The following is a 26,751-nucleotide window of genomic DNA, read 5'->3' as shown; positions in this document are numbered from 1 at the left end:
TGCAGGCTTTTTTATATCTTCATTTTGTATCAGAGCTGATGCAGACGCACATCCGGATACACATCCTGCGCAATGTCACATAAATGCTGGTGATGGGTCAGATAAATCACCTGCCCCTGACCGGCCATTTGTGTGAACAGCCGGAAAGTTTCCCGCGCACGATCATCGTCAAATGTTTCCATAATATCATCGGCGATAAACGGCATCGGACGGCGCGACACAAATTCATAATAACCGGCGATACGCAAAGCCAGATAAAGCTGAAACCGTGTGCCCTTAGACAATTGATCCGCCGTTTTTGAACTGCCATCAGCAGCCACTGCAATCAGAATTTCACTGTCCTTATCGGTCTGTGTTGTCAGCTGGAGATAACTGCCCTGACTGATCGCGGCAAAGGCCTCTGATGCCTGCGCCATCATGGATGAGCGATGCTGATCGCGATAAAGGCGCAAAGCCTGCTCCGCCGCGCTGATACCAAAACGCAGACGCAAATATTGTTTCGATTTCTCTTCAATCTCCAGCAATAAGGTACGGCGCTGTTCATCCAGCTTTGCAGCACTGTCATCACCGGCCTGTGCCTCACACAAAAGCTGCTCAGCCTGCATTTTCAGGCGATATTGTTCCTGTTTATGCCGGTCCTGTGCCTCATCCTGTTCACGCAGACCCAGCAATTGTTCTTTGAGCTCAGCACTGTCGGCTTGCGCCAGTACGTCTTCAGCTTCTGCCGGATTTGCCAGTTTCAGCAAATGGATAATCGTTTGCTCTTCATCCGTCAGCACTTGCTCCAGCTGCGTTTTTTTAGCACCGGCCTGAATTTTAAAACCGGCATCTTCCAGCGTATCCGCCTGCAATTGCGTGAGCATTGCCTGCTTTCTGGCATTCAGCTCACTGGCTTTCTGGTTCAATTGCAGCCTGTGCTGTTCCGCTTCCGCCAGACGACCTTGCAGCTCTTGCAGTTTTTTGTGTTCTTCTTCTGCTTTACGAATGCGCTGTGCGCTATGCAGAGCCAGCTCGGCGACCGGGATCCCTACGCCCGCTGAAGTCTGCACAGGCAGACCAAGACGCTTCGCCAAAGCTTCCGTCTCACGGCGATAGGCTGCCTGATCGTCGTGCATCGCATGGATACGCTGCGCCAGATCATGACTGCGCTCAAGTGCCGGAGCCAGTTCTGCCATCAGGTTCAGAATTTCGCGCACCTCATCCAGCGCCGGAACTGCATCCGCCTGCCCCAGCCATGTGGCCTGACAAGTGCTTGCCCAGTCTTTCTGCCACTGCGCATCCTGTGTCTGAATCTCGTCGGCATCTTTATGACGACGGTGCAATTCCTGCTCCCGCTCCGCCAGTTCAGCTTGCAAACCGGCATAAAGCTGAAAACTCTCATGCAGCACCGTTGCCTGCGTTTGAAGTGCACGCAAATCAGTTTCCGCAACAGCCACGCCGACCTGTTGTAGTGCCGTAGTCAGATCAGTTTCCGCTTGCCTGATCTGTACCAGCTTTTCATCACGTGACCGGCAGGCGCGCAACCAAAGCTGACGTTTTTGTAGTAAAGCTTCACGCTTCTCCATCCAACGCAATAAACTGCCCGCTGTTAGGTTCTCTTTGCAGACCGGTACAAGCTGTTGCTGCCATATAGCGAGACGCGCTTCCACCGCCTGCAATTCCGCCTGCGCCGCGGCACCGGAATTTTGAAGATGGAGGTTCTGTGCCTCAAGCACAGCAAGCCGTTCCCGCAATTGCATGGCGCGGGCAAATTCCGCCGCTTGTGTCAGCCTGTTATGCACGGCCTGATCGTCTTGCGTCAGATATTGCTCAAACGCATCTGCACTTTCACTGCTCAGGCTTTTACGATGCTGCTGCCATGCGGCATTGCGATTTTGGCGCAGCTCTGCTGCCTGTTCCTGCGTAATCACCAGACTATTTTGCTGTACTGCTTGTAATTGCGCGCGCAATTGCACCATTTCATCGATGTTTTGAGCCTGATTATCCTGTGCCTGTTGCCAGCGGTTGTGCAGAACCTGCATCTCCCGCCCTGCGGCTTCCACTTCCGCCACATCCGGCACCGCCAAGGCGGCAAGTAGTTTCAGATCAGTCTCAAAATCATGTTGACGATAAGGCAGTGCCTGCCAGATTTCATGCAGTTGCGCTTCTTCTTCCCGTGCAGCCTGATCGGCCAGTCGCAAAGAATTGCTCAAATCCTCACTGCGCAAACGGTTCAGCATATCATGCAGGTAGCGCATTGATGCAGGATCGCAATGTGCCTGCGTGATGCCGCTTTGCTTCAACTTATCCTGCGCAAGTTTCAGCCGCTCTTCCGCAGCAGCCAATTCCTTGCCAGTCATTTGCAAAGCTGCCGTAATACCGGAGCGCTGCTCAATCAGGCTGCGCAATGCCGTTTCTGTCTGAATATTGATAAGCAATGCGCGGGGATCAGTTTTGATATCCCGTCCCAGACGGATCAGCAACGCCTCAATTTTATGTTGCTCAGCATGTAACGCAGCTTCCCGCTCCGGCAGATCCTTTTCTGCTGTCACAAATCGTGCCTGTAATGCCTGTAACTGTCCGGCAGTGCCGGCGAGGTTCAGCGCATTTTCATCAGGATGGATTTCCGCAATTTCCCGTTCCAGCCGCGCTATCTCTGCTGCCTGATTTTCAACACGAACGCGCAGTTCCGCATCATCGATCATCAATCGTGGCTGCTCATCGGCAAAACCGGCAGGCACCGCCGGAATATCTGCAAAAGCAGTCAGTTCTTCACGCAGGCGATGCAGCCGGTGATAATGCGGCAGCGCATTGAGCATAGCCTCAATCTCTGCAATGCGGCCTCTTATCTGCCCATGCGCAGTCAGCGCCTGCTGATATTCCGCCTCGGCCTGCCGGAAACTGTCACTCAATTTGCCATAGCTTTGTGCCGAGCTTTTCGCATCCAGCTCGGCCTTCGCGGTTTCAAGCTCTTTCAATTGTGCATTGAGATCAACCAGCCCGCCTGTACGCGCACCGGAACGATAGAACTGATCAGCGCGGCTGCGCAGCAAATTGAGATTCTGGCTGATGCCCGCAAGACCGGCACTGGCCGAAAACAGCAATTCACCAAGATTACCCTTGCTGGCAAGGATCGCATCACCGCCTTCTTCCAATGTGTCATCGTCCAGCGAGAACATCATGCGATAGGCATTACGATCAATATCGCCTAATTCGTCGGAAATCAGTGTTTCCGGCAAAACGCGGCCAGCCGGATCACTCAGACTGTTATTGCGCGCTTTGGTGCGCACAAGTTCCTGCGTTGCGCCCTGCAATTGCAGGGAAGCGCCGATTTTCATCGCTGAATATGAATGCAGAAAATCATAGCGGCTCTTATGTTCAATACCGAAGAGCAGATCGAGCAGCGCCGAAAATGTGGTTGATTTTCCCGCTTCATTCGGCCCGTAAATAATATGCAAATCAGGTTTGCCCTGATCTGCCGCACCAAAATCCAGCACATGATCGGTAAAGCGGCCATAGCGGGTGAGATCCAGACGATTAATCCGCATTATGCCTGTTCCTCTGCCTGTGCGTCCGCACTCAATTCTGCCAGCACATCCTCACTGCCTTTTTGCAATAAATCAGCAATCAGAGCCTGTGCCTGTGCTTCATCGCCGCCGAAAACATTGCGCATCTCAGCTGGCAATCTTCTCACCAGAGCATCCATCTGCTCTGCAAGACCGCTTTGGAAATGTTTAGAGGCGGCCAGCTCATCGGCAATCAATCTGCCCAGTTCCAGCAGCGGATCAACGGTCAGAGCACCTTCGCTTTTCTGTATTTTGCGTGGCGGAGTGCATTCAAGCTCGAGCTTTTCAATCCAGCAGTCGCCAATTTGCGCTGCCCTGTCCTCGGCCTCAGTCAGCAGCAGATCATGGTCACGGCGCATCTGCCATGCCAGAAGTGTCGTGCCAGTCAGATGCAGACGGGCGACGAGCTGTTCGCTTGCAGTCGCTTCGCGCTTAGCTTCCAGCGCCTCATGCACTACCGCAATCACAGCACGCCAATCCTCGCAAGCCGAGACATCAACACTCACCCGTTCAAATTGCGCGATTGATGTCAGCCGCTCTTCTGTCTGCACAGTGCCATCATCAGTCACCGTCACAAGCGTTACGGATTTCGCACCGGCCTCATTAATATCACGTCCTTGCGGATTACCCGCCATTACTACCGTGCTGTTATAATGACTAGTCGGTGCATAGACCGTGCGCTTATGAATATGACCAAGCGCCCAATAATGAAAACCATGCGATTGCAGATCATTAACGCTGACCGGCGCATAAAGATCATGCCCTTCGGCACCATTGAGGCTGGTATGCATCAGCCCGATATTCACCGCTCCGCTAACCGGCAATCCGTAATGAGGCAACAGGCTGTCCGGCGCATGGGGTTTGGCAAAACTCAAACCGTGAATAACCACCGGCTGAGAATGATCCGGCGCTGAAACAGTTATCGCGCGGGCTTTGCGGTCAAAAATCTGCACCCGCTCCGGCAGGGTCAGCTCTTTGGTAATTTTCGACAGCGCATCGTGATTGCCGCGAATGATGAAAACATCAATCCCCGCCTGATCCAGACGGCGCAGCTGTTCTGCCAGAAAACGTGCAGTTTTCATCGAAGTCTGGTCGCCGTCATAAAGATCACCGGCAATCAGCAGTGCATTCACGCGTTCACTCAACGCCAGATCGATAATGCGTTCAAAAGCACGTCGGGTCGCATTGCCGATCAGCACCGCGAGTTCCTGATTGCGCAAAGCCAGTGAGCGCAGCGGTGAATCCAGATGGATATCCGCCGCGTGAATAAAGCGATAGGTCAAATCAGCTCCTGAAAAGTCAGGTTAAAGTCTTTGCGATGACTATGCGACGGGCCGGTTACAAAAATCAATGCAGCGCCGCATTTTAAAAGTGCATAGCTGCCTATGTTCACCTGACTGAATAAATTCTTGTAAATCATAGGATTTTCTTATGGCAAACACTTACAATTGAAAAATCCCGTTCCTATATGCAGCCAAAGCACTTTTTTCAGGAGACACATATGTTGCGTGCCACCTCACGTTTAAGTCAGTTCACAGTCGCATTGGGACTGGCGCTCGTTGTATCGCTTTCGGCGATGGATATTGCCGATGCCAGACGTGCGGGTGGTGGCAGCAGCTTCGGCAGCCGCGGCAGCAAGACCTATCAGGCACCTGCACCAACGCAGACTGCACCAAATACTGCTGCGCCGATTGAACGTTCCATGACTCCGAATACCGGTGCGCAGACCCGCCCTGCACAGGGTGCGGCGGCTGCCAATGCAGCAAAGCCTGGTTTCTTCAATAATTTCGGCCGCTCCATGCTGGGCGGCCTGCTGGTCGGCGGTCTGATCGGTATGCTGCTGGGCAATGGTCTGGGCGGTATGGCCGGTTTCCTCGGCCTGATCCTGCAGGTTGCCCTGTTCGCAGGTCTGGCCATGCTGGCCATGCGCTTCTTCGCCAACCGCAATAAACCTGCAACAGCTGCTGCCGGTGCCGGTAATGCTGCTGGAGCAAATCGTGTTAATCCGATGCAGAATCTGGGTGCGCAGTTTGGTAAGCGCGATGACAACACACATGCACGGTCTTCAACCTCTGTGCCATCAGCCGGATTTGGCGCCAATACAAGTTCGGGTGCAGCTGCAAGCATGATGCAGCCTGCTGTAGAAGAAAAGCCTCTGACTGTTTCACAGGAAGATCTGGAGCATTTTGAAAAAATGCTGACCGAAGTCCAGACTGCCTATGGTCAGGAAAATTACGGCACACTGCGTCAGCTGACAACACCGGAAGCCATGTCTTATCTGGCGGAAGAACTTGGCGAGAACGCTACCAACGGCCTGCGCAACCATGTCAGCGATGTGAAATTGCTGCAGGGTGATGTGTCGGAAGGCTGGAGCGAAGAAGGCAAGGATTACGCCACCGTTGCCATTCGTTATGAAAGCATCGACTATCTTGCAGACCGCAATACCGGCGAACTGGCTGAAGGCGAAAGCATGGAGATTTCGGAAAGCACTGAAGTCTGGACATTTGTCCGTCCTGCCAATGGCCGCATAGAAGAGTGGAAACTTTCCGCAATTCAGGCTGCATAAGGCCAGATTTATAAACTAAAAAAAGCCGCTCTGAACTTCAGGGCGGCTTTTTTATTACCTTTAAATATTTAGATTTTAATGATTGCATTTTTTTGCAATCAAATATATTTAATGAAATAGATAATGAAAGCAGGTAAAAAATGCAGAAACCAGACATTGCCGCATTTTACGATCAGCGTACCGGCTCGGTTCAATATGTTGTTGCCGATCCTGAAACACTGGACTGCGTGATTATTGATCCCGTGCTGGAATATGATGAGAAATCCGGCCAGACTGCCACCAATCATGCTGATGAGATGCTGGACTATATTGCACGCCGCAGCTACCGGCTGGTGCGTATTCTCGACACGCATCCCCATGCCGATCACCTTTCTGCCGCCCATTACCTGCACACCCGCACCGGCGCACCGACTGCTATCGGCGCTGAAGTCAGACAAGTGCAGAAAATCTGGTGCGAAATCTATAACTGGCCGGATCTGGCCTGTGACGGTTCGCAATGGGATCATCTGTTTGAAGATGGCGAGACATTTAAAGTCGGCAATCTCGATGCCCGTGTGATCCATTCCCCCGGCCATACTCTGGCTTCGGTCACTTATGTGATCGGCGATGCCGCTTTCATCCATGATACATTGTTCATGCCCGATGGCGGTACAGCGCGTGCCGATTTCCCCGGCGGCAATGCCACAGCATTGTGGAACAGCATTCAGACCATTCTGCAATTACCAGAAGATACGCGCCTGTTTACCGGTCATGATTACCGGCCGAACGGCCGCGAAGCCCGTTGGGAATCCCGCATTGGTGAACAATTGCAGGATAATATTCATCTCAGCCGCTACCGTGATGAGGCGAGTTTCGTGACCGCCCGTCAGGCACGGGATGCAACTTTGCCGATCCCCAAACTGATGCTCCATGCCTTGCAGGTGAATATTCGCGGCGGACGTTTGCCGGAGCCTGAAGATAACGGACAGCGCTATATCAAAATCCCGCTCGGGCGTTTTGACGGCGCGCCGTGGGAGTGAACATGTCTGATATTATACCAACTGAAGTCACAGCACCTGACGCCAATGAGCTGCGTGCACGGGTGACCGAGGCTTCCGCCTTTCTGAAAAAAATGTCCAATCCTGATCGTTTGCAGGTGACCTGCGCTTTGGTTGAGGGTGAACTGTCTGTGCGCCAGCTTGAAGATATGCTCGGCATCCGCCAGCCCGGCCTGTCGCAGCAGCTGGCAGAATTGCGCGCTGCCGGACTGATCAGCGCCCGTAAAGAAGGCAAAGCCGTGTTCTATTCTCTGGCCGATGAGCGGGTGAAAATCTTCATCGCCACCATGCACCAGTTGTTTTGTGCACCGGATATAAGGACATAACATCATGGAAAATTTTACCCCATGGCCTGCTCTTGGCGGCGGATTGCTGATCGGGCTTTCTGCGGTCTTGCTGATGTTGTTTGAAGGCCGGATTGCCGGTATCAGCGGTATTGTCAGCAGGCTTTTCCCGCCCTATAGCGACAATCGTTTTTTATCCCGTGCCGGTTTTGTGCTGGGATTACTGGCCGCACCTTTTCTCTATCTGCTTTTCACCCGTGCACTGCCAACAATCACAGTCTCATCCGATCCGGTCTTGATGATGAGCGCCGGTCTGCTGGTTGGTTTTGGCGCGGTCTTGGGCAGCGGTTGCACCTCCGGCCACGGTGTATGCGGTATTTCCCGTCTCTCGCCCCGCTCCCTGCTGGCGACAACATTGTTTATGGCAGCCGGTTTCATCACCGTCTTCATCATGCGCCATCTCGTCAGTTAAAGGAGGTCGATCATGTCATTTCTGATTAATCTTGTTATCGGTCTGATCTTCGGGCTGGGGCTGGTGATTTCCGGTCTGGCCAATCCTGAGAAAGTGCTGAATTTTCTCGATATTACCGGTAATTGGGATCCGTCACTGGCTCTGGTGATGGGTGCGGCAGTAGTCACAACTTTCATCGGCTATCGCGTGGTTTTTGCCCGTCAGAAACCGCTCTGCGCCGTAGATTTTGATGTGCCTGCAAATCGTAAAGCCGACAAATCCCTGATGACAGGGGCAATCCTGTTCGGCATCGGCTGGGGGCTTGGCGGTATTTGTCCGGGGCCTGCGATTACCACGGTGGGCTTAGCCGCAACCGGTACATTGATCTTTGTACCGGCGATGGTCATCGGCATGCTGATAGCCCGTAAAGTGAAGGCTTCCTGATTTCTCAGGAAACCTTCAGTCGTCAGCTATTTTAAAGTGTCAGAGCGACCTTTGTGAGCCAAATATGGCTCACGGCGCTCTGATTTGATCAATCGAATGGAACACAGGACCGTGGCCGACTGATCGGCCATTTCCGTCTTTCATGCCGACTTCAAGCTGATGCGCAGCACCAATCGCCCGCAACAGATAGGCTTTGGCCTCGCGCACTGCATCCGGCAATATATTGCCTTTCGCCAGTTCCGCCGCCAAAGCGCTGGAGAGCGTGCAGCCAGTGCCGTGGGTATCCGGCGTTTCAATTCGCGCGGCCACAAACCATTCTGTATGTGTGTTGCTCAGCAAAAGATCAGGGCAGAATTCACCTGCCATATGCCCGCCCTTCATCAGCACGGCTTTGCAACCTTTAGCCAGCAAAGCACGACCTTGGCGTTCCATGTCCTCACGGTTTTCCGCGACCGGTTGTCCGAGCAATGCTGCCGCTTCCGGCAGGTTCGGTGTCAGCAAAGTTGCCAGCGGTAGCAATTTCTGCCTCAGACTTTCCACCGCCTGCGGGTCGAGCAATGCTGCGCCGCCTTTGGCAATCATCACCGGATCGAGCACAATCTGCAAATCCGGTTGTTTGACAAGCTGCTCCTGCAAAACTTGCGCCACGCGGTCAGAAATTTGCGCATTGACGATCATGCCGATCTTAACCGCATCGACCCGCACATCACTGAAAATCATCGTCAATTGCTGGGCGACAAAATCTGCCGGTACGGGAAAAACACCGGAAACGCCTTGCGTGTTTTGCGCGGTCAGTGCTGTCAACGCCGCCATGCCGTAAGTACCACGGGCAGCAAAGGTTTTCAGATCAGCCTGAATACCGGCACCGCCGGACGGATCGGAACCGGCGAGAGAAAGAACATTTTTCATGACTTAGCCCTTTGCTCCACGGAAATGAGCAATCGCCGCATTGAAGGCACGGGCTTCTTGCTCAGGACTCTCCTGACCGCAAATTGCAGACACCACAGCCAGACCATCAATACCGGTCGCCAGCACATCCTCCACATGCGGCAGTTTAATGCCTCCGATTGCCACAGCTGGCAGGCCGTTTTGCGAGTAAACCCGTTTCAACCCGTCAAAATCGATGGAAGGCGCGCAGTTCTTTTTGGTAGCGGTCGGGAAAACTGGGCCGATGCCGAGATAATCCACCACAGCACTATCCGCTTTGGTGGCCATTTCAGCGGTCTGCACCGACAGACCAAGGATCATATCCGCCCCGATCTTTGCCCGCACCTGTTCCGGTGAGCCGTCATGCTGACCGATATGCAAACCATCGGCACCAACAGCAATGGCAACGTCAATATTATCATTGATAATCAGCTTGGCATTGGTGCCTTCAAGCGCCGCTTTCAATGCTTTGGCAGTTTCAAGCATCTCCTGCTGGCTGGCGTCTTTATCGCGCAACTGCACCATTGTGGCACCGCCGCGCACTGCTGCGATTGCGGTTTTCACCATACCCAAACTGCCGCAAAGCTCGCGGTCGAGAACGAGATAGAGCGACAGATCAAACTGTTTCATAGAATTGTACCTTTGCCTGAGACTGGAATTGTGCGGGAGAGAGCGCATATAGCGCATCGATAAAATCTATCTGGAAGCTGGCAGGGCCTTTTGCCTGCAAGGCCGCCTGCTCTCCGGCCACAGCATACATAGCCAGAGCTGCGGCAGAGGCCTCGAGAGCAGAGGTCCTATGCGCGGCGACAAAAGCACCGGTCAGGCAGGTGAGTGCACAGCCCAAAGCTGTGACTTGCGGCATCAGTGGCGAGCCGCCGTCAATGCGCAGAGTTGTCTGACCATCGGTCACAAGATCATAAGCGCCGGTCACTGCGACCGTACATTGATGCTCCCGCGCCATTTTTTGAGCCGCATGATGCGCAGCGCCAGCATCATCGCCGCTGTCTGCACCCTGTCCGCGCGCGGAAAAGCCCGCAAGCGTCAGAATTTCCGATGCATTACCGCGAATAATTGTTGGTTTCAGTGCCAGCAGTTTTTGAGCAGCATCGCGGCGGAAAGTTGAGGCAAAATGCGCAACGGGGTCAAAAACCCACGGAATATTATGCGCATTGGCAGCCGTGATTGCAGCAATCATCCCTTGCACCCAGAGCGGCGAGAGTGTGCCGATATTGATTGTGACCGCGCCGCATAATTTTGCAAACTCCCCCGCTTCTTCCTGCGCATGCAGCATAGCCGGAGATGCACCGGCAGCCAGAACCACATTGGCAGCCGTATTCATCGCCACAAAATTTGTGATGCATTGTATGAGGGGTTTGCGTTGTCGCATGGTTTCCAGCATCACGCCGAAATCCGGTAGATCTTTCATATCAGCCCTCCGCAACGGTGAGGGTCTGACGCGGGGTGCCGTTATCGTCGCTGTTGCGAAAAGCCGCCCTTTGATCTGACTCCCTCCGCCGGCATTATCCGGTTCAGGTTCAAAGGGTACTTCTCAGCCGGTATGATCCGGGCGCCCCTGTCTCTCATCGTCATTATGGCAGAGCCGGATGCGGCTGTCCACCGATTGAGCAAGCTCAGCTGATTAATATGGCACGGAAATCATTGACATTTGTGCCGGTCGGCCCCGTCACAAACAGATCACTGCTTGCATTGAACGCACTCCAGCTGTCATGGCCTGCGAGAAACTGTTTCGCATCAAGACCAAGCTCCGTCATGCGCTGAATTGTGTTGCCGTCAACAAAAGCACCGGCATTATTCTCCGAACCGTCAATGCCGTCCGTATCCGCAGCTAAAGCGTGAATATTAGCGTGGCCAGCAATATTCAGCGCCAGTGCCAGCATAAATTCACTGTTGCGCCCGCCTTTGCCTGCCTTTGAACCGGAGCCAAGCGTTACCGTTGTTTCACCGCCGGAAAGCAGAAGAAGCGGCTGGCCGGAGGTGCGGTTGCGCGCCTGATATTGAACCATTGCCCCATGCATCAGCGCAATGTCTTTCGCCTCACCTTCAATCGCATCCGAGAGAATGAGCGTTTCAACGCCCTGCTCCTCAGCCAGTTTTGCAGCCGCCTTCAGGGATTGCGCGGCGCTGGCGATAATATGATGACTGTGACGCGCAAACACGGCATTATCAGGCTGCGGCGCATCGGCTGCACCACTTTGCAAATGCACTATCACCTTTTCCGGCAGTTGCATCTTGTAATGTTCAATATATTTCAGCGCATCATGACGCGTTGCACGGTCGGCAATTGTCGGCCCTGAAGCGATCAGCGCCGGATCATCACCCGGAATGTCCGAGACAATCAGGCTGACCATACGGGCAGATCCTGCCAAGGTAGCAAGCCTGCCACCTTTGATCGTAGAGACATGCTTACGGATAGCATTCATCACGCTGATCGGCGCACCACTGGCAAGCAAAGCGGCATTGACCGCCTGCTCATCGGCCAGTGTCAGCCCCTCCGGTGGCGCTGGCAGTAAAGCCGAGCCGCCGCCGCAGATCAATGCCACCACCAGATCGTCTTCATGCAAGTCTTTCAACGCAGCTTTCAACTGTTTTGCTGCTTCCAGTCCGGCTGCATCCGGCACCGGATGCGCAGCTTCCAGCACTTTGATAAACCGGCATTCCGCGCCATAGCCATAACGGGTAACGACCACACCCTGTGGCGCAGGGTTACCGGCCTCAAGCCATAAAGTCTCAAAAGCCTGCGCCATTTGTGCGGCGCCCTTACCGGCACCGATCACAACCGTTTTGCCCTTTGGTACTGGCGGCAAATAGGGTTTGAGACAATGCAGCGGATCAGCCGCCTTAACTGCTGTTTCAAACAGGGATTTGAGAAATTTCCGCTCCTGCCCCTGTTTCAGTTTAATCTGTGTCCGTCCGATGCCCTGCGGCAACTGACTGCCACCGTCACTGTAACCGGCAGGGATCGCGCCAACTGCATTGATGACACGGCGCTCGGTAATCGCTGCAAAAATCTGATCAACGGCCTGTTTTGCCCCCGTCAGACGTGACGGATGATCAGTATCTGCCGCCGCATGAGGCAGCAACAACATGGCTTTCGGATATTTTTTAGCTAATGGCACATAAGGCGCTAATGGTCCTGACAGAGTACCATCTTTTTCAAACAGGTCGGCATCCACTGCAACATTGCGGATATGACCGCTCTGCATCAGCGGTTCAAGCCCTGCAACATCCACCAGCTCGCCGCGATCGTAATTGATGACCATCGCGCCTTGTGCCATTACCGACAGAACATCATGACCGACAAGCCCCTGATTGCTGTAGCGCCCTGTCTCCTTGTTCAGCGCACCAAGCCCCAGATGCACACTCAATACATCAGCATTTTGTGCGGCCTCTTGCGGTGTCGCCGCATAAGTATAACCTTGGCTTTCAATCCATGAGCGATGATGTTCCCGCGCATAGATCACCACATCCATAGCAAAGGCTTTGGCCAATTTTGCCACTTCCATGCCGATATTACCGCTGCCGAGAATGGCAAATTTACGCCCTTCAAGACCAGTGCTTGGAAAACGCGCCAGATCGCGGCCGGTATCAAATTTTCCTTCCAGCACCTGCGCATAAAGTGTTTCCGTATCGAGATCGGGACGAAACTGTAACAGCGCTTTCAGCACCATCTGCGCGGTGATACGGCTATTAATACCCGGTGTATTCATCAAAGGCGCTGTGCCGGAAGCCCATGATTGCGATTGCATATTACCGGTGCCTGCACCGATGCGCACCCCGCCCTCGACGAACTGGCATTGCTGCGGAATACGAGTGGCGGCTGCGATCACCGCATCATATTGCCCCTGCCCAGCAACGGCGTTGAGGTCATCTTCCGAGCTTAGATCAGGACAATAGAAGAAATGGAGCTTACCGGCTGTGAGTGCCGAGACTGCATTCAAACCCTGATCATGAAAGACCCCGCCTTTTTCTTCAATATAATGGCGGATTTCATGCCATTGATGCTTCCCTTGCGCATCAAGACGCAACTCCAGATGATCCGTGATCAGGATTTTGGCAGTTTTGTCCGGCATGATTTCAGTTCCCTTATAATTATTCAGTACGGGGCAATACCCAGATTATAGTGATTGGCAATTTGCCAGAACCAATCTGCATCAAGATCAGTCTGTCGCTCGGCAATACTGATATGCTCAGCACAATGATCGAACAGCGCATAACAAAGCTGCTCGTCATCATGGCGGGCATAATAGGCAATCCCGTCAAAATTTTCCGGATGATTATGCAGTGCTTGTGACCAGTTTTGCGCGGTATCATATGGCAAACCGCTATGCAGAACCTCTGCCGTTGCACCAACTACAGCAAGTCCGCGCCCTGCAAGTTTGGCCAGCTTTAACGGAACCGTCAGCTCCAGCACCACATGCGCTTTCTTCTGTAAAAGCATTAAATCAATCAGGCTGCGACCGGGTTCACGTAAGAATGTTTCAGCAAAAGCGCCTTCCCGTGCAGCGGCTGTATAAAGCACACCATAGGACGCATCCGGTGCATTCAGCCTGCCCATATCGGAGCGGTCGAAATAGACGGGTTCAAAAGCAGCTGTATAAAAACGATATAATTTGCTTCCCGCAGCCAGAGTGATCAGCTCAGGCTGTCGGGAAGCCAGATTGTGTGGTGGTTGCGGCCCGCTCACGCGCCTTGCAGACCATTGAGCCGTGCTGCTTCCAGCACCGCATCTGTTTCACCGCGATGCAGCAGCTCAATCGGCTTTTTGCCGTTGAGACGTTCATCCGGCCTGCTCAGAAAATTCAGCAAAAACCACGGATTAGCGCTGCCAAGTGCCTGACGCACAGCTTTCAGTCCGGCAACAATACTGCCGTCATTAAGAAACTGGATCGTCGGATAGGCACGGCGGTTGCCAGGCCCCGGAACTGCGAGCAATGAACCATCCTGCACGCGTTTATCCACGGCCTGACGGGAAATACCCTGCAATAACAGGCGCACCTGCTCCAGCGTATAGGCGCCACCTGCCTCGCGCAGATCCTGCTGGGCGATTTCAACACCACGCAGCAAAGCCAGAGCGCGTGCATCCGGCTGATAGGCCTCTTTGGCAACAGCCGTTGCAGCAGTTTTATGGACAGGCTGACGTTTAGCAATGGCACGCGCATTTGTATTGCCGCGCGGCTTTGCCTTTGCTGCAGGGGACTGCCGTGCTTTCTCAGCCTTCGGTGTATTCTGCGTTGTCTGTACCATTTTCATCTCCTGAACTTAAAGATGATACTGCACAGACTGGTTGTCAAGCTTGCTATTATTGTCGAAGTTGACAAAGTTGCATCTTACATGAAGCGACTTGCAGAATATGGCTCTGCCGGAATGAATGGTTTCTCTCCCGTCATCAGCTCTGCCAGCAACCGGCCGGATGCAGGCCCCAGCGTCAAACCATGATGAGCATGACCAAAATTCATCCACAAGCCCGGCTTGTTTGGCACCTGACCGATAACCGGACGCATATCCGGCATACAAGGGCGCAGACCCAGCCATGGCTGTGCCTCAACCGGTTTGCCCAATGACGGCAATACTTTACGCGCACGTTTTTCTGCCCGATCGAGCAGGATACGATTGGCCGGTGCATCCGGCGCTGCAAATTCAATGCCGGTTGTCAGACGCATGCCCTGACGCATCGGTGCCAGCACATAGCCACCTTCCACTTCGACCACAGGATGATTGAGTACTGCACCATCATCAAGCGAGAAATGCAGATGCGTGCCGCGTTTGACTGCCATCGGCAGTTTCATTCCGGCCTTGTCATAGATGAGATGGGACTGAGGTCCGAGCGCGGCCACAACATTACGTGCGGTCACAGGTTCGCTTGCGCGTACCGACCAGCCATCACTGTTCTGCTGCAAGGTCGAAGCATCGCCATGTAGGAACACGCCGCCGCGTTGTGTGAAGAGTGAGGCATAGGCTTTGACCAGAGCCGAAGGATCATTCACGGTTTTCGGGTCGAGCCAATGAACGGCACCGGCAATATTGCGCATGGATGGTTCCGCTGCTGCAAAACCGGTGCTGTTGAGCACTTTATAATTCAGACCGAAGCGATCCAGCGACGGCAGTGTTTTCACAAAAGCATCAAAAGCCTGTTCACTGCAAAACGCTTCCAGCCAGCCTTTGTCCTGCACCAAATTCTGGCAACCGGCCTGACCAATCAGGAAATCATGTTCGGTCACACTGGCTTCCACAAGCGGCAGCATGGCTTTTGTTGCTTTTGCCAGACCGTCCGCGGAAGAATGACGCCAGAACTGAAACAGCCATGGTGCCAGTTTTGGCATATAGGCCAGATCATAACGCACATCCGTACGATTATTCAGACCATATTTAATCAGATTGGCGAGCCCGCGCGGAAATGAGTAAGGAATAACGCTGGAGCGCTCAATCAGACCGGCATTGCCATAACTCGTCCCCTCACCCGGATCTTTTTTGTCGATCAGACAAACGGAATGGCCGCGTGCCTGCAAGTGAAGCGCAGTGCTGACACCGATAATGCCTGCACCCAGAATGATTGTATCGAATTTACGCATGTTATGGCCGGAGAATACGGGTCATGACTACAGGCAGAAAAATTCCGGCCGGCAGTTTGCCACGAAGGACTGAAATTACAGGATTAAGACAATGAGCGCGCAAAGTTGCGCGCTCATCAAACGGTTTTAACAGCCGTTGTGATCAATAAATATCGAAGTCGAAATACTTCTTCATGATCTTGTCATAGGTGCCGTTCTTGCGGATACCGTCAATCGCCGCATTAAACTGGGCTTTCAGATCATCATTGCCCTGTTTCAAAGCAATACCGGTTTCTGTCTGTGTGCCCGGCACGTCCTCAAGAATATGGCAGCAGCTTCCGGCTTCCGTCTTCAGCCAGTCAACGACAGGAAATTTGTCGGAGATCATTGCATCCAGACGACCGGTCTTCAGATCCGCATTGGCTTCGTCGGCGCTCACATAAAGTTTGACCTCAGCACCGGCTTTAGCCAGCACATCTTCCGCATAAATCGCCTGTGTTGTGCCGCCCTGCGCACCGATTGTTTTGCCGGAGAAGCTTTCCGGTTTCACATCTTTAATCGGGCTGTCTTTCGGCACAGCAATCGCCAGAGGCGTGGAGTAATATTTATTGGTGAAGTCGATCTGTTTCTTGCGCTCTTCGGTAATGCTCATCGATGCGATAACCGCATCAAATTTGCCCGCCTGCAAGCCCGGAATCATACCGTCCCAATCATTGGCAACGAGGGTGCATTTGGCTTTCATTTCCTCGCAAAGAGCATTGGCAATATCAACGTCAAAGCCCTTCAGCGAACCGTCAGCATCAACAAAGTTGAACGGAGGATAAGCACCTTCTGTGGCAATACGGATTTCTTTCCATTCTTTTGCGCCCGCCGATGTCGCAATAGCAGCCAGTACCATACCTGCAAATAAAACTGATCTACGCATAGTTCCCTCATTATGTCGTGAAAATCATTCTCCGAGGGCAGCTAAACAGAAAAACGGGGCAAAGGAAAGCCCTTGCCCCGTTTCTCATTTCATCAAGATATTCTGAATACGCATCATGTAGATACGTATTCATCCCGCTATTAAGCGTAAACTTTACCGAAGCGGTTTGCGAGGAACTTATCCAGCGCAATATCTTCCTGCTTCATGAAGCCCTGTGCAGGGATGCTGCCATCAGCAAGCATATCAACAACAGCGCAGATAGCGGAAGCAGTGGTAACCTGAATACCGGTCATTTCCAGACCATCCTGAGTCTGGTTGTAAACCTTATTCGCATAAGTTTCCTGAGTCAGACGACCGTCTTTGTAGCCGGTTACGGTTACGAAGATAACGATAACGTCCTGCTGGGTGCCCGGAACTGCAGTTTCAAGAATGTCCTTGAATACATCGCGGCGATGACGCAGGCCGAGGTCGTTCAGCAGGGTCTTGAAGATGTCGCAATGGCCAGGGTAACGGATGGTGCGGTAGTTCAGGGTGCGGACTTTGCCTTCAAGGGTTTCAGCCAGAGTGCCGAGACCGCCGGAAGTGTTGAAAGCTTCGTACTGAACGCCTTCGAGCGAGAATTCTTCGCGCTCTTCCATAGCAGGAACCAGTGTCAGCTTGCCGTTGACGATGGCTTCACATGGTTCGATATATTCGTTGATAACGCCGTCCGTGCTCCATGTCAGGTTATAGGTGATGGAGTTGGTCGGGAACTGTGGCAGAGCGCCGACGCGCATGCCGATGGATTCCAGCTTGTCGAATTTCTTGGCCAGATCGTAAGCAACGATCGAAATAAAGCCAGGAGCCAGACCGCACTGTGGAATGAAAGCGGTTTTAGCGGTTTTAGCCAGTTCTTTAACGTGACGTGTGCTTGCAACGTCTTCGGTCAGGTCGAGATAGTGAACGCCTGCTTTTGCAGCTGCATCAGCAATACGGATTGTCATCTGGTAAGGCGCAGCGCTGAGAACAGCAAATTTACCGGCCAGAACGGCTGCCAGAGCGGCTTCATCAGCAATATCAACAACTTTAGTTGTGATGTTCTTTTTGCCGGCAAGCGCTTTCAGCTGCTCTTCCGCACGGTCTGTTACCGTTACATTATAATCACCGGTGTTACCCAGAAGCTGTGCAATTGTTACACCGATCTTACCGGCACCAACGACGACGACGTCTTTCATGACTGACCCTTTATTATATTGCCTGAGTGCCACTGCCTGTGCCTGCGCAACAAGGAAAATGTAACACTTTAATAATACTGTATTATTTCCCGAGGACTTGATTCAGCCTCAGGAAATGATGGCATAGAGTCGCAGAATTTTCGTCAAAAAGAAGTATCTAAAATGACGGAATGACGCTATATATTTGAACGAAGTGACGCTAGCGAGGTTCAAAATGACGACGAAAGCCGATATGGCCCTGATTGCTCTTTTACGCGAGAATGCCCGCGCATCGACAGCAACACTTGCCAGACGGCTCGGCGTTTCCCGTACAACGGTTCAGAGCCGTATCGACCGGCTGGAAAAACGCGGCATCATTACCGGCTATACTGTTAAACTGTCTTCAGAACATGAAAGCCATCTGGTGCGTGCGCATGTGCTGGTTACAGCCCTGCCGAAATTTTCACCAAAGGTTGAAGTCGGTCTCAAAACCATGATGTCCGTGCGATCTGTTCATTCGATCAGCGGCAATTTTGATATGATCGTTATTGTTGAAGCGCCATCAATCGGCGAACTCGACAGTGTGCTCGATCAGATCGGCGCACTGGAAGGTGTTGAACGCACCATGTCGTCTATTATTCTCTCCACCCGTATCGAGCGGTGAATTTTAAAGAGATTATCATTAGTAAATAATATACGAATGTAATGTTCTTTGGATATTAATATTCAATTATTCTAAAGTTATTTACTAAAATAATAAAACTATAAATATTGCTGTCATTTTTATTCCCGTGAGTTATGTAGCACTACATAATCTTTAGGCATGGCCACGGGGGTAGTTTTGCTTAAAACCTATAAGAAAGCTTCTCAGCTTGCCAGTGCAGGTATTTTGCTCTTCTCGGCAATCACTTTCACATATTCCAATCAGTTTGCAGCGCTCAAACTCGCTTTGAACTGGTGGGATCCTTTTGCAATTTCTCATTACAGATTGTCTGCCCTGACAACGGAACAATTCGCCTTTGAAGTTCAGACTGCGCTGGATGAGGATGATATTGCGGAAGCGCAAAATCTTGTCGCCTTGGCAACAGATTACGGGCACACACTCCCGCCAGAACTGATAGAGAAAACCGAGGAAGGTTATCTGGCGGCAACCTACCGCTACACATCCGGTTTTGTGAACGGGTTTGCCTATGGCGAAGTCAATTCAGTGCAAACACTGATCGGCAGCCTCGCATCTGATTATGTTGGATATGGCGACTTAAGAGACATTAAGACCGAAGGCACTAAGTTCATAGCAGGTGAAAGCTATGATGCAATCACCTTAGGCATCGCCACAGTAGGACTATCCAGTTCAGTTGTAACGTGGAGTGCTAAAGTTGCGACCGTGAACCCAGCCAATGCTCCCGTTACTGTTCCTGTTATACTAGCTGCGGCTCAAGTCGATAAAGGCGCTTCATTAATAAAGGGCGCATACAAGACCCGAAAACTGTCGCGTCCGCTCATTGAAAAAATAACAGGCATTTCTTCCAAGCTCATCAATAAGCCTGCATTAACAAAGGCTTTAACAAGCCCGGAGCCTTTATACAAAATTCCGTCGCTATCAAAGATGACGAGTGCCGCTAAAAATATTGACTATAAGAAACTGTTTAAAGGTGATTTCACAGATTCAGAAACCCTTTTGCATGAAGCGAGCCCACTTGATCTCGCAGCATTGGGAAAAAGATTTGATGGCGTCATCAATACAAAAGCCGTTAAAGAATTGGATGACCTTACTTCCGCATCCGGAAAACTACTATCCAGTGCAGGTGTCAGTACCTCTATGCGGGCACTGGCATATGCAGATGATGCAAAGGACTTGCGAAAATTCGCCAAATTGTCGGATAAATTTGCCGAGAAAACCTCATCCGTCATCAAATTGCTTGGCAAAAACGCCATCAGATTAGGCAAATTGCTATATTTAGTTATCTCTGTGCTGATCTCCGTTGCGATTTGGATCGCATGGGCAATCTGGCTGGTTTATTCCCTGTCGAAATCTACGTATCGTCTTATCAACCGCAAGAAACAACGAGCGGCCCATGAAACGCTCTGAACCATTAAAACTATCTATGCTGGCAGCAGGTGTTGGCGGCGCAGCTATTGCAGGTTTCGGATTCGCTGCGGGCCGCGACTTATATAAAGGTACCAAAAACAGTGCGGGCTTGCTTCTTTTATTAGCGGCCGCCTTTGTCTGCCCCTTTATTGGCGGACGAGGTCTTGTCAGAGGTCACAATCGCGGGTTTTTCGGAACTCTTTTCCTGACATTAATTGGCAACCTTCTCCTGATTGCCATTAGCATTGCCGCATGGTCAGTTATTATATTCTATTTGATCTCCGTTACATCGACTGAAGCAAACACACATTCCTTGACTGGCGCCATTTTTCTTGGTGCTAGCGCAACCTTGCTAATGACAGCAACCGGTATTTTAGTCGGCTTATTCCAGCGACCAAAGCGCCTTAAAATCTTTGCCGTCGTATGTGCAAATGAAGACTTTATGCAAAAGCAAGGTTTTAAGGAAACGGGTGGCAGCGACATTACACATTACGATCAAAACGGAAACGCTTTGCGCTTTCTGGAGGTTCATCCGGCAAAGATCGTCTTTATGGCTGTAGGAAGACGCGGGAAAAGAGCGTTTATTGATCTCGACAGTGATGGCCCCATGGTCGCCTATTCAGGCATTCAGTAGCGCATTTACACAGATGTTTCCCGCCAGCCCTGCATAGCTATGCGCGTCTTTCCAAGAAAAAGCAGGTCTTATCCGAATTTCAGGGGGATTGTGGCCGCTTCAGGGCTGCGCTGAGCGCTTTTGCGGCAAGTTTTTCACTTAAAATGATGATTATGACAATTTAATGCCTGACGGAGCGTTTTCCCAATCCGAATAAGCAACGCAGCTATGCAAATTTGTCTCTGCTCATTTCAGATCATTAGGGCTATATACAACTCAACAAACAACGACATAAAATTTTCTAGGTGAGAAACATGAACCTGATCCGCTCTTACAACAACTGGCGCCGTTACCGCAGCACAGTGAACGAACTGAACCGCCTCTCAACTCGCGAACTGAACGATCTCGGCATCCTGCCTGCAGAAATTCCGTTTGTAGCTCGCAAGGCAGCTCAGCGCTAATAAGAATTACAGAGATATCAAACCTGAGCCTCCCTCCTCCTCCCAACTCAGGTTTGATCGAAGACCGGTCTCCCTCCTCCCAACCGGTCATTCATTGTAACGCCCGATGCTCCTCCCAGCGTCGGGCGTTTACTTTTTCGGCAACCAGTTTTTGGTCTTCAACACTCAAAGATGGATATAGGCAAAGCCCTGTATTTGCAGATATGCAAGTTCTGCAACGCCGCTTGGCACCACGTCATCTTCTGAAAGACGATACAGGTTTTTAATCTCGAGATTACGCGCGCGCATTGTATTGGCGCAGGCCAGAAACCGAACGCCCTGTTCGCATAAATTATCAAAACGCTTTTTCAGAATATCGTCGGCTTCCGCAATCTGAAACAAATCCAGACCCGCGCCGTGGCAAACCACACGGATGGTAAAAGCCAGTTTTGATTCACATCCTGCAGATAATGCCTGCACATGATTGGTCAGGGATGTGAGCAATGCCGCCATATAGGCTTTTGTCTCAGGCGGTGCTGCATTTATATAAGCACCATTATTATGATAAACGACCCGCTGTTCGCCGGACTTGCTATAGCGATTATGGGTCAGCGGATCATTCATTATAAAACTCCGGTCAGAGAACGGCGACTTTCGAGCCGCTCGCACTTACAGGTAATATTGGCATTACCGCTCTGGCTTGTTATTTCGCCGCCTTCTCGCGAGCACGGGCATCAGCCACCGCCATTTTGAAACCGTTATAATCCAGTGCCATCGCCCGGAACGGGCCGATCAGATGCGTTGGCGTGCCTTCAACGCCGATTGATTCCGCCTGCGACATGACACGCTTCAGCTGCGCAGTGATTTTACCGTTGTTTTTGTTCAGATCAGCCTGCAATTGCTGCATATCAATGCCGGAGGCTTTAACCGCATCAAGCATCGCCTTTTTAGACACTTTGCCGCCCGGAATGGACATCAGTGCTTTATGAACGACTTCATATTTTCCCTGATATTGCGCTGCCAGTGCCAGCTGGGAACCATAGACTGACGATTCCGTCAGGATCGGCCATTCTTTATAGACAAGACGGATATTTCCATCTTCCTTAACGATACGCGCCAGATCAACACCGGATTTTTTGCAGTAAATGCAGTTATAATCGGTGAAAACGACAATGGTCAGATCGCCTTTCGGATTGCCGCCGGCAGGCGCTTCCGGATCATAGAGAATCCCGTTGACATCAACCTCCTGCGCAAAAGCACTTTGCTGGCTGTTCAGCAGATAAGCAGTGCTCAGCGCAATACCGGATGAGAGTTGAAGGAACTGGCGGCGTTGCATATGGTTCTCCTGCAATGCAATAGGTAAATAAGGTTGGCGCGGCTCAGAGGCCGAGCGCCTGAAGACGATTGTCCAGCTTGTCCGGCGTCAATTCGCCAATGATGCGATTTTGCGTCTGTTCTTTGGCTGTTTGTGCTTCAAGGAACATCAGCGTTGGCGGCCCGACAACATTAAAACGCTGCATCAGATCACGGCTGGCATCATTATAATCGGTGATATCCGCTTTAATCAGTGTGAGATTACCCAGACGTCCCGCATATTCCGGCTTCTTCATCACTTTTTCATTGCTCTTACAGGTCGTGCACCAGTCTGCGGTGAAGTCCACCAGCACCGGCTTACCTGTCGCAATTGCCTGATTGAGCACCTGATCATATTCAGCTGAAGTTTTTACAATTCTGACCGGCTGGGCTGTAGCAGTCTGTGCAATCTGTTGGGTGCTGCCCTGTAAAAAGCCCAATGGTTGCCACGGATCCGTTGAACCGCCTGCAAAACCGACCATCAGTAAGGTGCCATAAATCAGAGCGGCAATACCGGTAGTTTTTTCAAGGCGCATCCATGCGGTGCTTTTAGCGTTCAGGCGGTCAAACACACCGAGGAAAACACCGCAAGCCAGTGCCGTGAGCGCCAGCAACAACATTGCATTTTCGTCGGAAAGCAAGCGCAGGATCATGTAGATCGCCAGTCCCAGAAAGACGACACCGAAAATCTGTTTGATTGTATTGAGCCACGGGCCGGATTTCGGCAGATATTTTGCGCCAAATGTACCAAAAACAATCAGCGGTACCCCCATGCCCAGTCCCAGAGCGAACAGAGCAGAGGCACCGCGTACGGCATCACCGGTCTGCGCAACATAGAGCAATGCAGCGGCAAGCGGCGGGGTCACACAAGGCCCGACAATCAGCGCGGAACCAAAACCAAGCACCAAAGCGCCGCTGATCGCACCGCCTTTACCGGATGTGTTGCGGCTGAAGAAATTTGTCCAGCCTTGCGGTAGTTGCAATTCATAATAGCCGAACATCGACAAAGCGAGCGCGACAAACACCAATGCCATAAACCCAAGCGCATAGGGTGTTTGCAATGCGGCCTGCAAATTATAACCCGACCAGGATGCGGCAAAGCCAAGCACGGCATAGGCTGCAGCCATCGCCACCACATAAGCCGATGACAAGACAAAGCCGCGGCCGGATGACAGTTTTTCACCGGATTTTGCCAGCATTCCCGACAGGATCGGAATCATCGGGAAAACGCAGGGCGTCAGTGCCAGTAACAGACCAAAGCCAAAAAATCCGGCCAGCATGAAAGCGAAATTGGAGCCAAGCCATGCCGTCACTTCTTCCGTGCTGACATCGGTGAGGCTTGCAATCAATCCGGTTTCAGCCGGTGCTGCGGGTTCCTGTGCAGGCGCAGTATCATCGGTCAGTGATAAATCTGGGGCAGCAAGTTCCGTTTGTGACAGACCTCCCAGACCCAGCGCCACTTTGGAAAGCTCCAGTGTTTGCAGATCAAGCGAGCGTGTTACCGGCGGATAGCAGATACTGTCTTCCTCACATCCCTGCCAGCGCACCAGAACATGCCCCTCTTTCGGCAGCGCATTTTCAGGCACCTGTGCAAAAGCACGGTTATACAAGACTTCGGTACGGCCGAAATTCATATCATCCTTGATGACACCTTCACTGACATCGGCAGGAAGTACTGTACCGTCCGGTTTTTCGACCTGTATCTTGTCGCGATACATGTAGATTTTAGGCGCAATATTCCATTGAAATTGCAGCGCGTTTTTCTCATCGCGCGTGACACTCAATTGCATAACTTCTTCAGCGCTGCGCATGGTTTGCGCAACAGCCTGAATACCGGTCACAGGTGTAAAAGCAGCAGATAATACAATGCTGAAAAAGAGCAGACTGAAAAGCTGTCGGTAAAAATGTCGGATCATATTATCCTGCGAAAACTAAAGCATGTCGCAGCTAAATGAGTTCATTTAGCGTTCGCGAACATGCGACAATTGAAAGAACCTAGAGCGAGTGCCATGAATGCCATTAAACTCAACACGCTGTAGAATCTTGTATGCGATACCCTAATAAGACGCCCGAATATCACACAGATAGGCGGATGCCTGTTATAATGTCCATACTATCTTATGACCTTAAGTCAGCCTTAAGGCAGAAAAGCCAGTCTTACAGATAATAGACCGCAAAAGTTAAGCGGAACAATATTGATAGTTAAAGTGCGTTCCTAAGCGGGCCTGAAAGAGGGCCCGAAAGCGAGAATGTTCCGGAGAATAAGATGCGTGTTTTGGTAGTAGAAGATGATCCGGTTTTGTCCAACGGCCTGAAGGTCGGGCTGGGTCTGACCGGCGCAACCGTGGATCAGGTTGCTACCTGTGCAGATGCGCTGGCCGCATTGGCATGCTCACGCTTTGACGCGATTGTGCTGGATCTGATGCTGCCGGACGGTTCCGGCCTTGATGTTTTGAAGAAAATACGCGCTGATAAAGATCAGACACCGGTTTTATTGCTGACAGCGCTGGATGAAACCGCAGACCGAATTACGGGTCTGGATAGCGGTGCTGATGATTATATGGGCAAACCGTTTGATCTCGATGAACTGGCAGCGCGGGTCAGAGCCATCGCCCGCCGCGGTGCCGGACGCGCCCGCGCAGTCATGATTGCCGGTCATGTAGAGCTTGATCCTTCCAGCCTCAATGCAAAAGTGAAAGGCGAACGGGTTCCGCTGTCACGCAGGGAGTTTGCCGTATTGGCTGCTTTAATGGAAAGACCCGGAATTATCCGCTCCAAGAGTGATATTGAAGAAAGGCTCTATGGCTGGCAGGAAGAAGTGGAAAGCAATACTGTTGAAGTGCATATCCATAATCTGCGCAATAAAGTCGGGCGGGATGCCATTGAAACCGTGCGCGGCCTCGGCTACCGGATGCGGGTAACATAATGACTTCTCTGCATAAAAGACTGTTTATTATCCTCGTCACAGCCACAGGCATTATCTGGGCCTGTGCTGTTGCATGGACCTATTTTAACAGCCGCAATGAGTTGGAAAAAGTACTCGACACACGTCTGCAGGAAGCCGCACGCATGGTGCATTCGCTGCTGGGCAATGCTTCCACCGGCATGAACACAACCAAAGCCATCAGCCTGCCACATGAGCATGGCAGCTATGAACGCTATCTTTCCTGTCAGATCTGGTCACTGGACGGCGAACTCGTCGGCAGTTCAACCGGCGCACCGGACATTAAAATAGCAGGCAACAGCACCGGCTTTTCCGATGAGGTGGTTGAGGGTGAATTATGGCGTGTCTATACAATCGTTGATCCTGCAAAAGGCGTAAGAATTATCGTTGCAGACCGGTTGGCTTTGCGTGACCGCCTTGTCAGCGATCTGGTTAAAGGGCTTCTCGCTCCGGTTATTCTGATCCTGCCGCTGCTTGGTTTCCTGATCTGGGTCAGTCTCGGCCGTGGCCTGCGGCCATTGCATGAACTGGCGGATAAAGTCCGGCAAAAAGATGCGGATGATATGCGGCCGTTGCAAGCGGCGAATATTCCTTCCGAAGTACGGCCATTGGCCGATGCACTGAACGGGCTGTTTATCAAAGTGGAAGCCGCACGGCGCCATGAGCGGGAAGTAACGGCTTTTGCCGCCCATGAATTGCGCACTCCCCTCGCCGGCTTGAAAACACAGGCACAAATTGCACTTGCGGCAGCCGATCCGGCAATTAAAGAAGGCGCATTACAGCAAATTTTGTTGTCCGTAGACCGGACAACCCGTCTTGTCCGCCAATTGCTGGCTTTGGCCAAGCTGGATGCCGATGCCTCTCCCGTGATGAGTGAGAAGGTCAATCTCGGTCAGCTGGCTGAGGAAATCATTGCTCAAAATCCGGTCAGCGGACGAAAAGTCGAAAACCGCATTGATCCGGCTCTTTATGAACAGGTGATACAGACAGACCGGCATAATCTCACACTGATGCTGCGCAATATTTATGAAAATGCGACGCATTATTCACCGCAGAACGAAACTATCAGCTGGGAAAGCCTGCCAACCGGCAGCGGCATTGTCGTCAAAGATTGCGGGCCCGGTGTGGCGGAGGAAGAAATCCCGTTGCTGACCACACGTTTTTATCGCGGCAGCAATAAGAGCCAGACCGGCACCGGACTGGGGCTGACCATTGTGGAAACGGCCGCCAAACGTGTCGGTGTGCTTTTCAACTTGCGAAACCGGACAGATCGTATGGGTATGGAAGCCGAGCTGCGCTGGATATAGTTTCAGTCAAAAATCAGACATAATTTCAAGATTATAGAAGTTTAAATACATAAGTGCTAGA

The 26,751-nt window shown here is 51.8% G+C and carries 25 protein-coding genes, 1 pseudogene and 1 riboswitch; of the genes and pseudogenes, 11 read left to right on the top strand and 15 right to left on the bottom strand.

What is annotated here, in order from left to right; translation table 11 throughout:
• Window positions 1–29 precede the first annotated feature (29 nt).
• Both F7P81_RS10505 and F7P81_RS10500 read right to left on the bottom strand, forming a co-directional pair.
• Complete coding sequence (locus F7P81_RS10505) at window positions 30–3,527, bottom strand: AAA family ATPase (protein WP_151159465.1); 3,498 nt, start codon at window positions 3,525–3,527, stop codon at window positions 30–32.
• The gene (locus F7P81_RS10500) at window positions 3,527–4,828 is read right to left on the bottom strand and encodes a metallophosphoesterase family protein (RefSeq protein ID WP_151159464.1); all 1,302 of its coding nucleotides are present in this window, start codon (window positions 4,826–4,828) and stop codon (window positions 3,527–3,529) included. The genes F7P81_RS10505 and F7P81_RS10500 overlap by 1 nt, the downstream gene beginning before the upstream one ends.
• 218 nt (window positions 4,829–5,046) lie before the next feature.
• Between F7P81_RS10500 and F7P81_RS10495 the strand changes: the two genes are divergently transcribed.
• The 5 genes from F7P81_RS10495 (at window position 5,047) to F7P81_RS10475 (ending at window position 8,327) form a co-directional block, all read left to right on the top strand.
• A complete protein-coding gene (locus tag F7P81_RS10495; RefSeq protein ID WP_151159463.1) occupies window positions 5,047–6,111 on the top strand; it encodes a Tim44 domain-containing protein in 1,065 nt (354 codons plus the stop codon).
• Between the two features lie 140 nt (window positions 6,112–6,251).
• Window positions 6,252–7,130 carry an MBL fold metallo-hydrolase gene (locus tag F7P81_RS10490; RefSeq protein WP_151159462.1) on the top strand — a complete coding sequence of 293 codons (879 nt, stop codon included), beginning with the start codon at window positions 6,252–6,254 and terminating at the stop codon, window positions 7,128–7,130.
• A 2-nt stretch (window positions 7,131–7,132) separates the two neighbouring features.
• Window positions 7,133–7,474: an ArsR/SmtB family transcription factor gene (locus F7P81_RS10485; protein WP_075656854.1), complete on the top strand. Its 342-nt coding sequence runs from the start codon at window positions 7,133–7,135 to the stop codon at window positions 7,472–7,474.
• Window positions 7,475–7,478: 4 nt separating this feature from the next.
• Complete coding sequence (locus F7P81_RS10480; protein WP_151159461.1) at window positions 7,479–7,904, top strand: YeeE/YedE family protein; 426 nt, start codon at window positions 7,479–7,481, stop codon at window positions 7,902–7,904.
• 12 nt (window positions 7,905–7,916) lie between these two features.
• A complete protein-coding gene (locus F7P81_RS10475) occupies window positions 7,917–8,327 on the top strand; it encodes a DUF6691 family protein (protein ID WP_075656856.1) in 411 nt (136 codons plus the stop codon).
• 69 nt (window positions 8,328–8,396) lie between these two features.
• Here the strand turns inward: F7P81_RS10475 and thiD are convergent, their stop codons facing one another.
• From thiD to F7P81_RS10430, 10 genes and pseudogenes are all read right to left on the bottom strand, one after another.
• Window positions 8,397–9,236: a bifunctional hydroxymethylpyrimidine kinase/phosphomethylpyrimidine kinase gene (gene thiD / locus F7P81_RS10470; RefSeq protein ID WP_151159460.1), complete on the bottom strand. Its 840-nt coding sequence runs from the start codon at window positions 9,234–9,236 to the stop codon at window positions 8,397–8,399.
• 3 nt (window positions 9,237–9,239) lie between these two features.
• Complete coding sequence (thiE, locus tag F7P81_RS10465; RefSeq protein ID WP_151159459.1) at window positions 9,240–9,884, bottom strand: thiamine phosphate synthase; 645 nt, start codon at window positions 9,882–9,884, stop codon at window positions 9,240–9,242.
• Complete coding sequence (gene thiM / locus F7P81_RS10460; RefSeq protein ID WP_246176099.1) at window positions 9,871–10,683, bottom strand: hydroxyethylthiazole kinase; 813 nt, start codon at window positions 10,681–10,683, stop codon at window positions 9,871–9,873. The genes thiE and thiM overlap by 14 nt, the downstream gene beginning before the upstream one ends.
• Window positions 10,684–10,746: 63 nt before the next feature.
• A riboswitch (TPP riboswitch) is annotated at window positions 10,747–10,842 on the bottom strand.
• Window positions 10,843–10,888: 46 nt separating this feature from the next.
• The gene (locus F7P81_RS17210) at window positions 10,889–12,172 is read right to left on the bottom strand and encodes a glycerate kinase type-2 family protein (RefSeq protein ID WP_246176115.1); all 1,284 of its coding nucleotides are present in this window, start codon (window positions 12,170–12,172) and stop codon (window positions 10,889–10,891) included.
• A gap of 180 nt (window positions 12,173–12,352) precedes the next feature.
• Window positions 12,353–12,946, bottom strand: a pseudogene (locus tag F7P81_RS17205) (NAD(P)-dependent oxidoreductase); the annotation flags it as partial.
• 425 nt (window positions 12,947–13,371) lie between these two features.
• Window positions 13,372–13,962 carry an RES family NAD+ phosphorylase gene (locus F7P81_RS10450; protein ID WP_151159457.1) on the bottom strand — a complete coding sequence of 197 codons (591 nt, stop codon included), beginning with the start codon at window positions 13,960–13,962 and terminating at the stop codon, window positions 13,372–13,374.
• Window positions 13,959–14,522 carry a hypothetical protein gene (locus F7P81_RS10445; RefSeq protein ID WP_151159456.1) on the bottom strand — a complete coding sequence of 188 codons (564 nt, stop codon included), beginning with the start codon at window positions 14,520–14,522 and terminating at the stop codon, window positions 13,959–13,961. Before F7P81_RS10445 ends, F7P81_RS10450 begins: the two co-directional genes overlap by 4 nt.
• Window positions 14,523–14,605: 83 nt before the next feature.
• Complete coding sequence (locus F7P81_RS10440) at window positions 14,606–15,847, bottom strand: NAD(P)/FAD-dependent oxidoreductase (protein WP_151159455.1); 1,242 nt, start codon at window positions 15,845–15,847, stop codon at window positions 14,606–14,608.
• A gap of 142 nt (window positions 15,848–15,989) precedes the next feature.
• Window positions 15,990–16,751 (bottom strand): ABC transporter substrate-binding protein, encoded by a 762-nt coding sequence (locus F7P81_RS10435; protein WP_151159454.1) that lies wholly within the window; start codon window positions 16,749–16,751, stop codon window positions 15,990–15,992.
• Window positions 16,752–16,891: 140 nt separating this feature from the next.
• Window positions 16,892–17,965, bottom strand: a complete 1,074-nt coding sequence (locus tag F7P81_RS10430) for a saccharopine dehydrogenase family protein (protein WP_022711567.1) — start codon at window positions 17,963–17,965, stop codon at window positions 16,892–16,894.
• A 214-nt stretch (window positions 17,966–18,179) separates the two neighbouring features.
• Here F7P81_RS10430 and F7P81_RS10425 point away from each other — a divergent pair, with 214 nt between their 5' ends.
• The 4 genes from F7P81_RS10425 (at window position 18,180) to F7P81_RS10410 (ending at window position 21,107) form a co-directional block, all read left to right on the top strand.
• On the top strand, window positions 18,180–18,608 hold the full coding sequence (locus F7P81_RS10425) for an Lrp/AsnC family transcriptional regulator (RefSeq protein WP_022711566.1): 429 nt from the start codon (window positions 18,180–18,182) through the stop codon (window positions 18,606–18,608).
• Between the two features lie 177 nt (window positions 18,609–18,785).
• Window positions 18,786–20,033, top strand: coding sequence for a hypothetical protein (locus F7P81_RS10420; RefSeq protein ID WP_151159453.1), 1,248 nt, complete (start codon window positions 18,786–18,788; stop codon window positions 20,031–20,033).
• Window positions 20,020–20,667 carry a hypothetical protein gene (locus tag F7P81_RS10415; RefSeq protein ID WP_151159452.1) on the top strand — a complete coding sequence of 216 codons (648 nt, stop codon included), beginning with the start codon at window positions 20,020–20,022 and terminating at the stop codon, window positions 20,665–20,667. Before F7P81_RS10420 ends, F7P81_RS10415 begins: the two co-directional genes overlap by 14 nt.
• A 293-nt stretch (window positions 20,668–20,960) precedes the next feature.
• Window positions 20,961–21,107 carry a DUF1127 domain-containing protein gene (locus F7P81_RS10410; RefSeq protein ID WP_075656864.1) on the top strand — a complete coding sequence of 49 codons (147 nt, stop codon included), beginning with the start codon at window positions 20,961–20,963 and terminating at the stop codon, window positions 21,105–21,107.
• Between the two features lie 165 nt (window positions 21,108–21,272).
• On the opposite strand, the gene F7P81_RS10405 is transcribed toward F7P81_RS10410, so the two are convergent.
• The 3 genes from F7P81_RS10405 to dsbD form a co-directional block, all read right to left on the bottom strand.
• Complete coding sequence (locus tag F7P81_RS10405) at window positions 21,273–21,710, bottom strand: DsrE family protein (protein WP_151159451.1); 438 nt, start codon at window positions 21,708–21,710, stop codon at window positions 21,273–21,275.
• 79 nt (window positions 21,711–21,789) lie between these two features.
• The gene (locus tag F7P81_RS10400) at window positions 21,790–22,422 is read right to left on the bottom strand and encodes a DsbA family protein (RefSeq protein WP_151159450.1); all 633 of its coding nucleotides are present in this window, start codon (window positions 22,420–22,422) and stop codon (window positions 21,790–21,792) included.
• Between the two features lie 43 nt (window positions 22,423–22,465).
• The gene (gene dsbD / locus F7P81_RS10395; protein ID WP_151159449.1) at window positions 22,466–24,355 is read right to left on the bottom strand and encodes a protein-disulfide reductase DsbD; all 1,890 of its coding nucleotides are present in this window, start codon (window positions 24,353–24,355) and stop codon (window positions 22,466–22,468) included.
• Between the two features lie 350 nt (window positions 24,356–24,705).
• Between dsbD and F7P81_RS10390 the strand changes: the two genes are divergently transcribed.
• Window positions 24,706–25,365, top strand: a complete 660-nt coding sequence (locus tag F7P81_RS10390) for a response regulator (RefSeq protein WP_022711559.1) — start codon at window positions 24,706–24,708, stop codon at window positions 25,363–25,365.
• Window positions 25,365–26,690: a sensor histidine kinase N-terminal domain-containing protein gene (locus tag F7P81_RS10385; RefSeq protein ID WP_151159448.1), complete on the top strand. Its 1,326-nt coding sequence runs from the start codon at window positions 25,365–25,367 to the stop codon at window positions 26,688–26,690. Before F7P81_RS10390 ends, F7P81_RS10385 begins: the two co-directional genes overlap by 1 nt.
• The last annotated feature ends 61 nt before the right edge of the window (window positions 26,691–26,751 follow it).

The sequence above is a fragment of the Pseudochrobactrum saccharolyticum genome (genome assembly GCF_008801715.1).
In the GTDB taxonomy this organism is placed as follows: Bacteria; Pseudomonadota; Alphaproteobacteria; order Rhizobiales; family Rhizobiaceae; genus Pseudochrobactrum; species Pseudochrobactrum saccharolyticum.
This window is presented reverse-complemented; position numbering and strand designations above follow the sequence as displayed.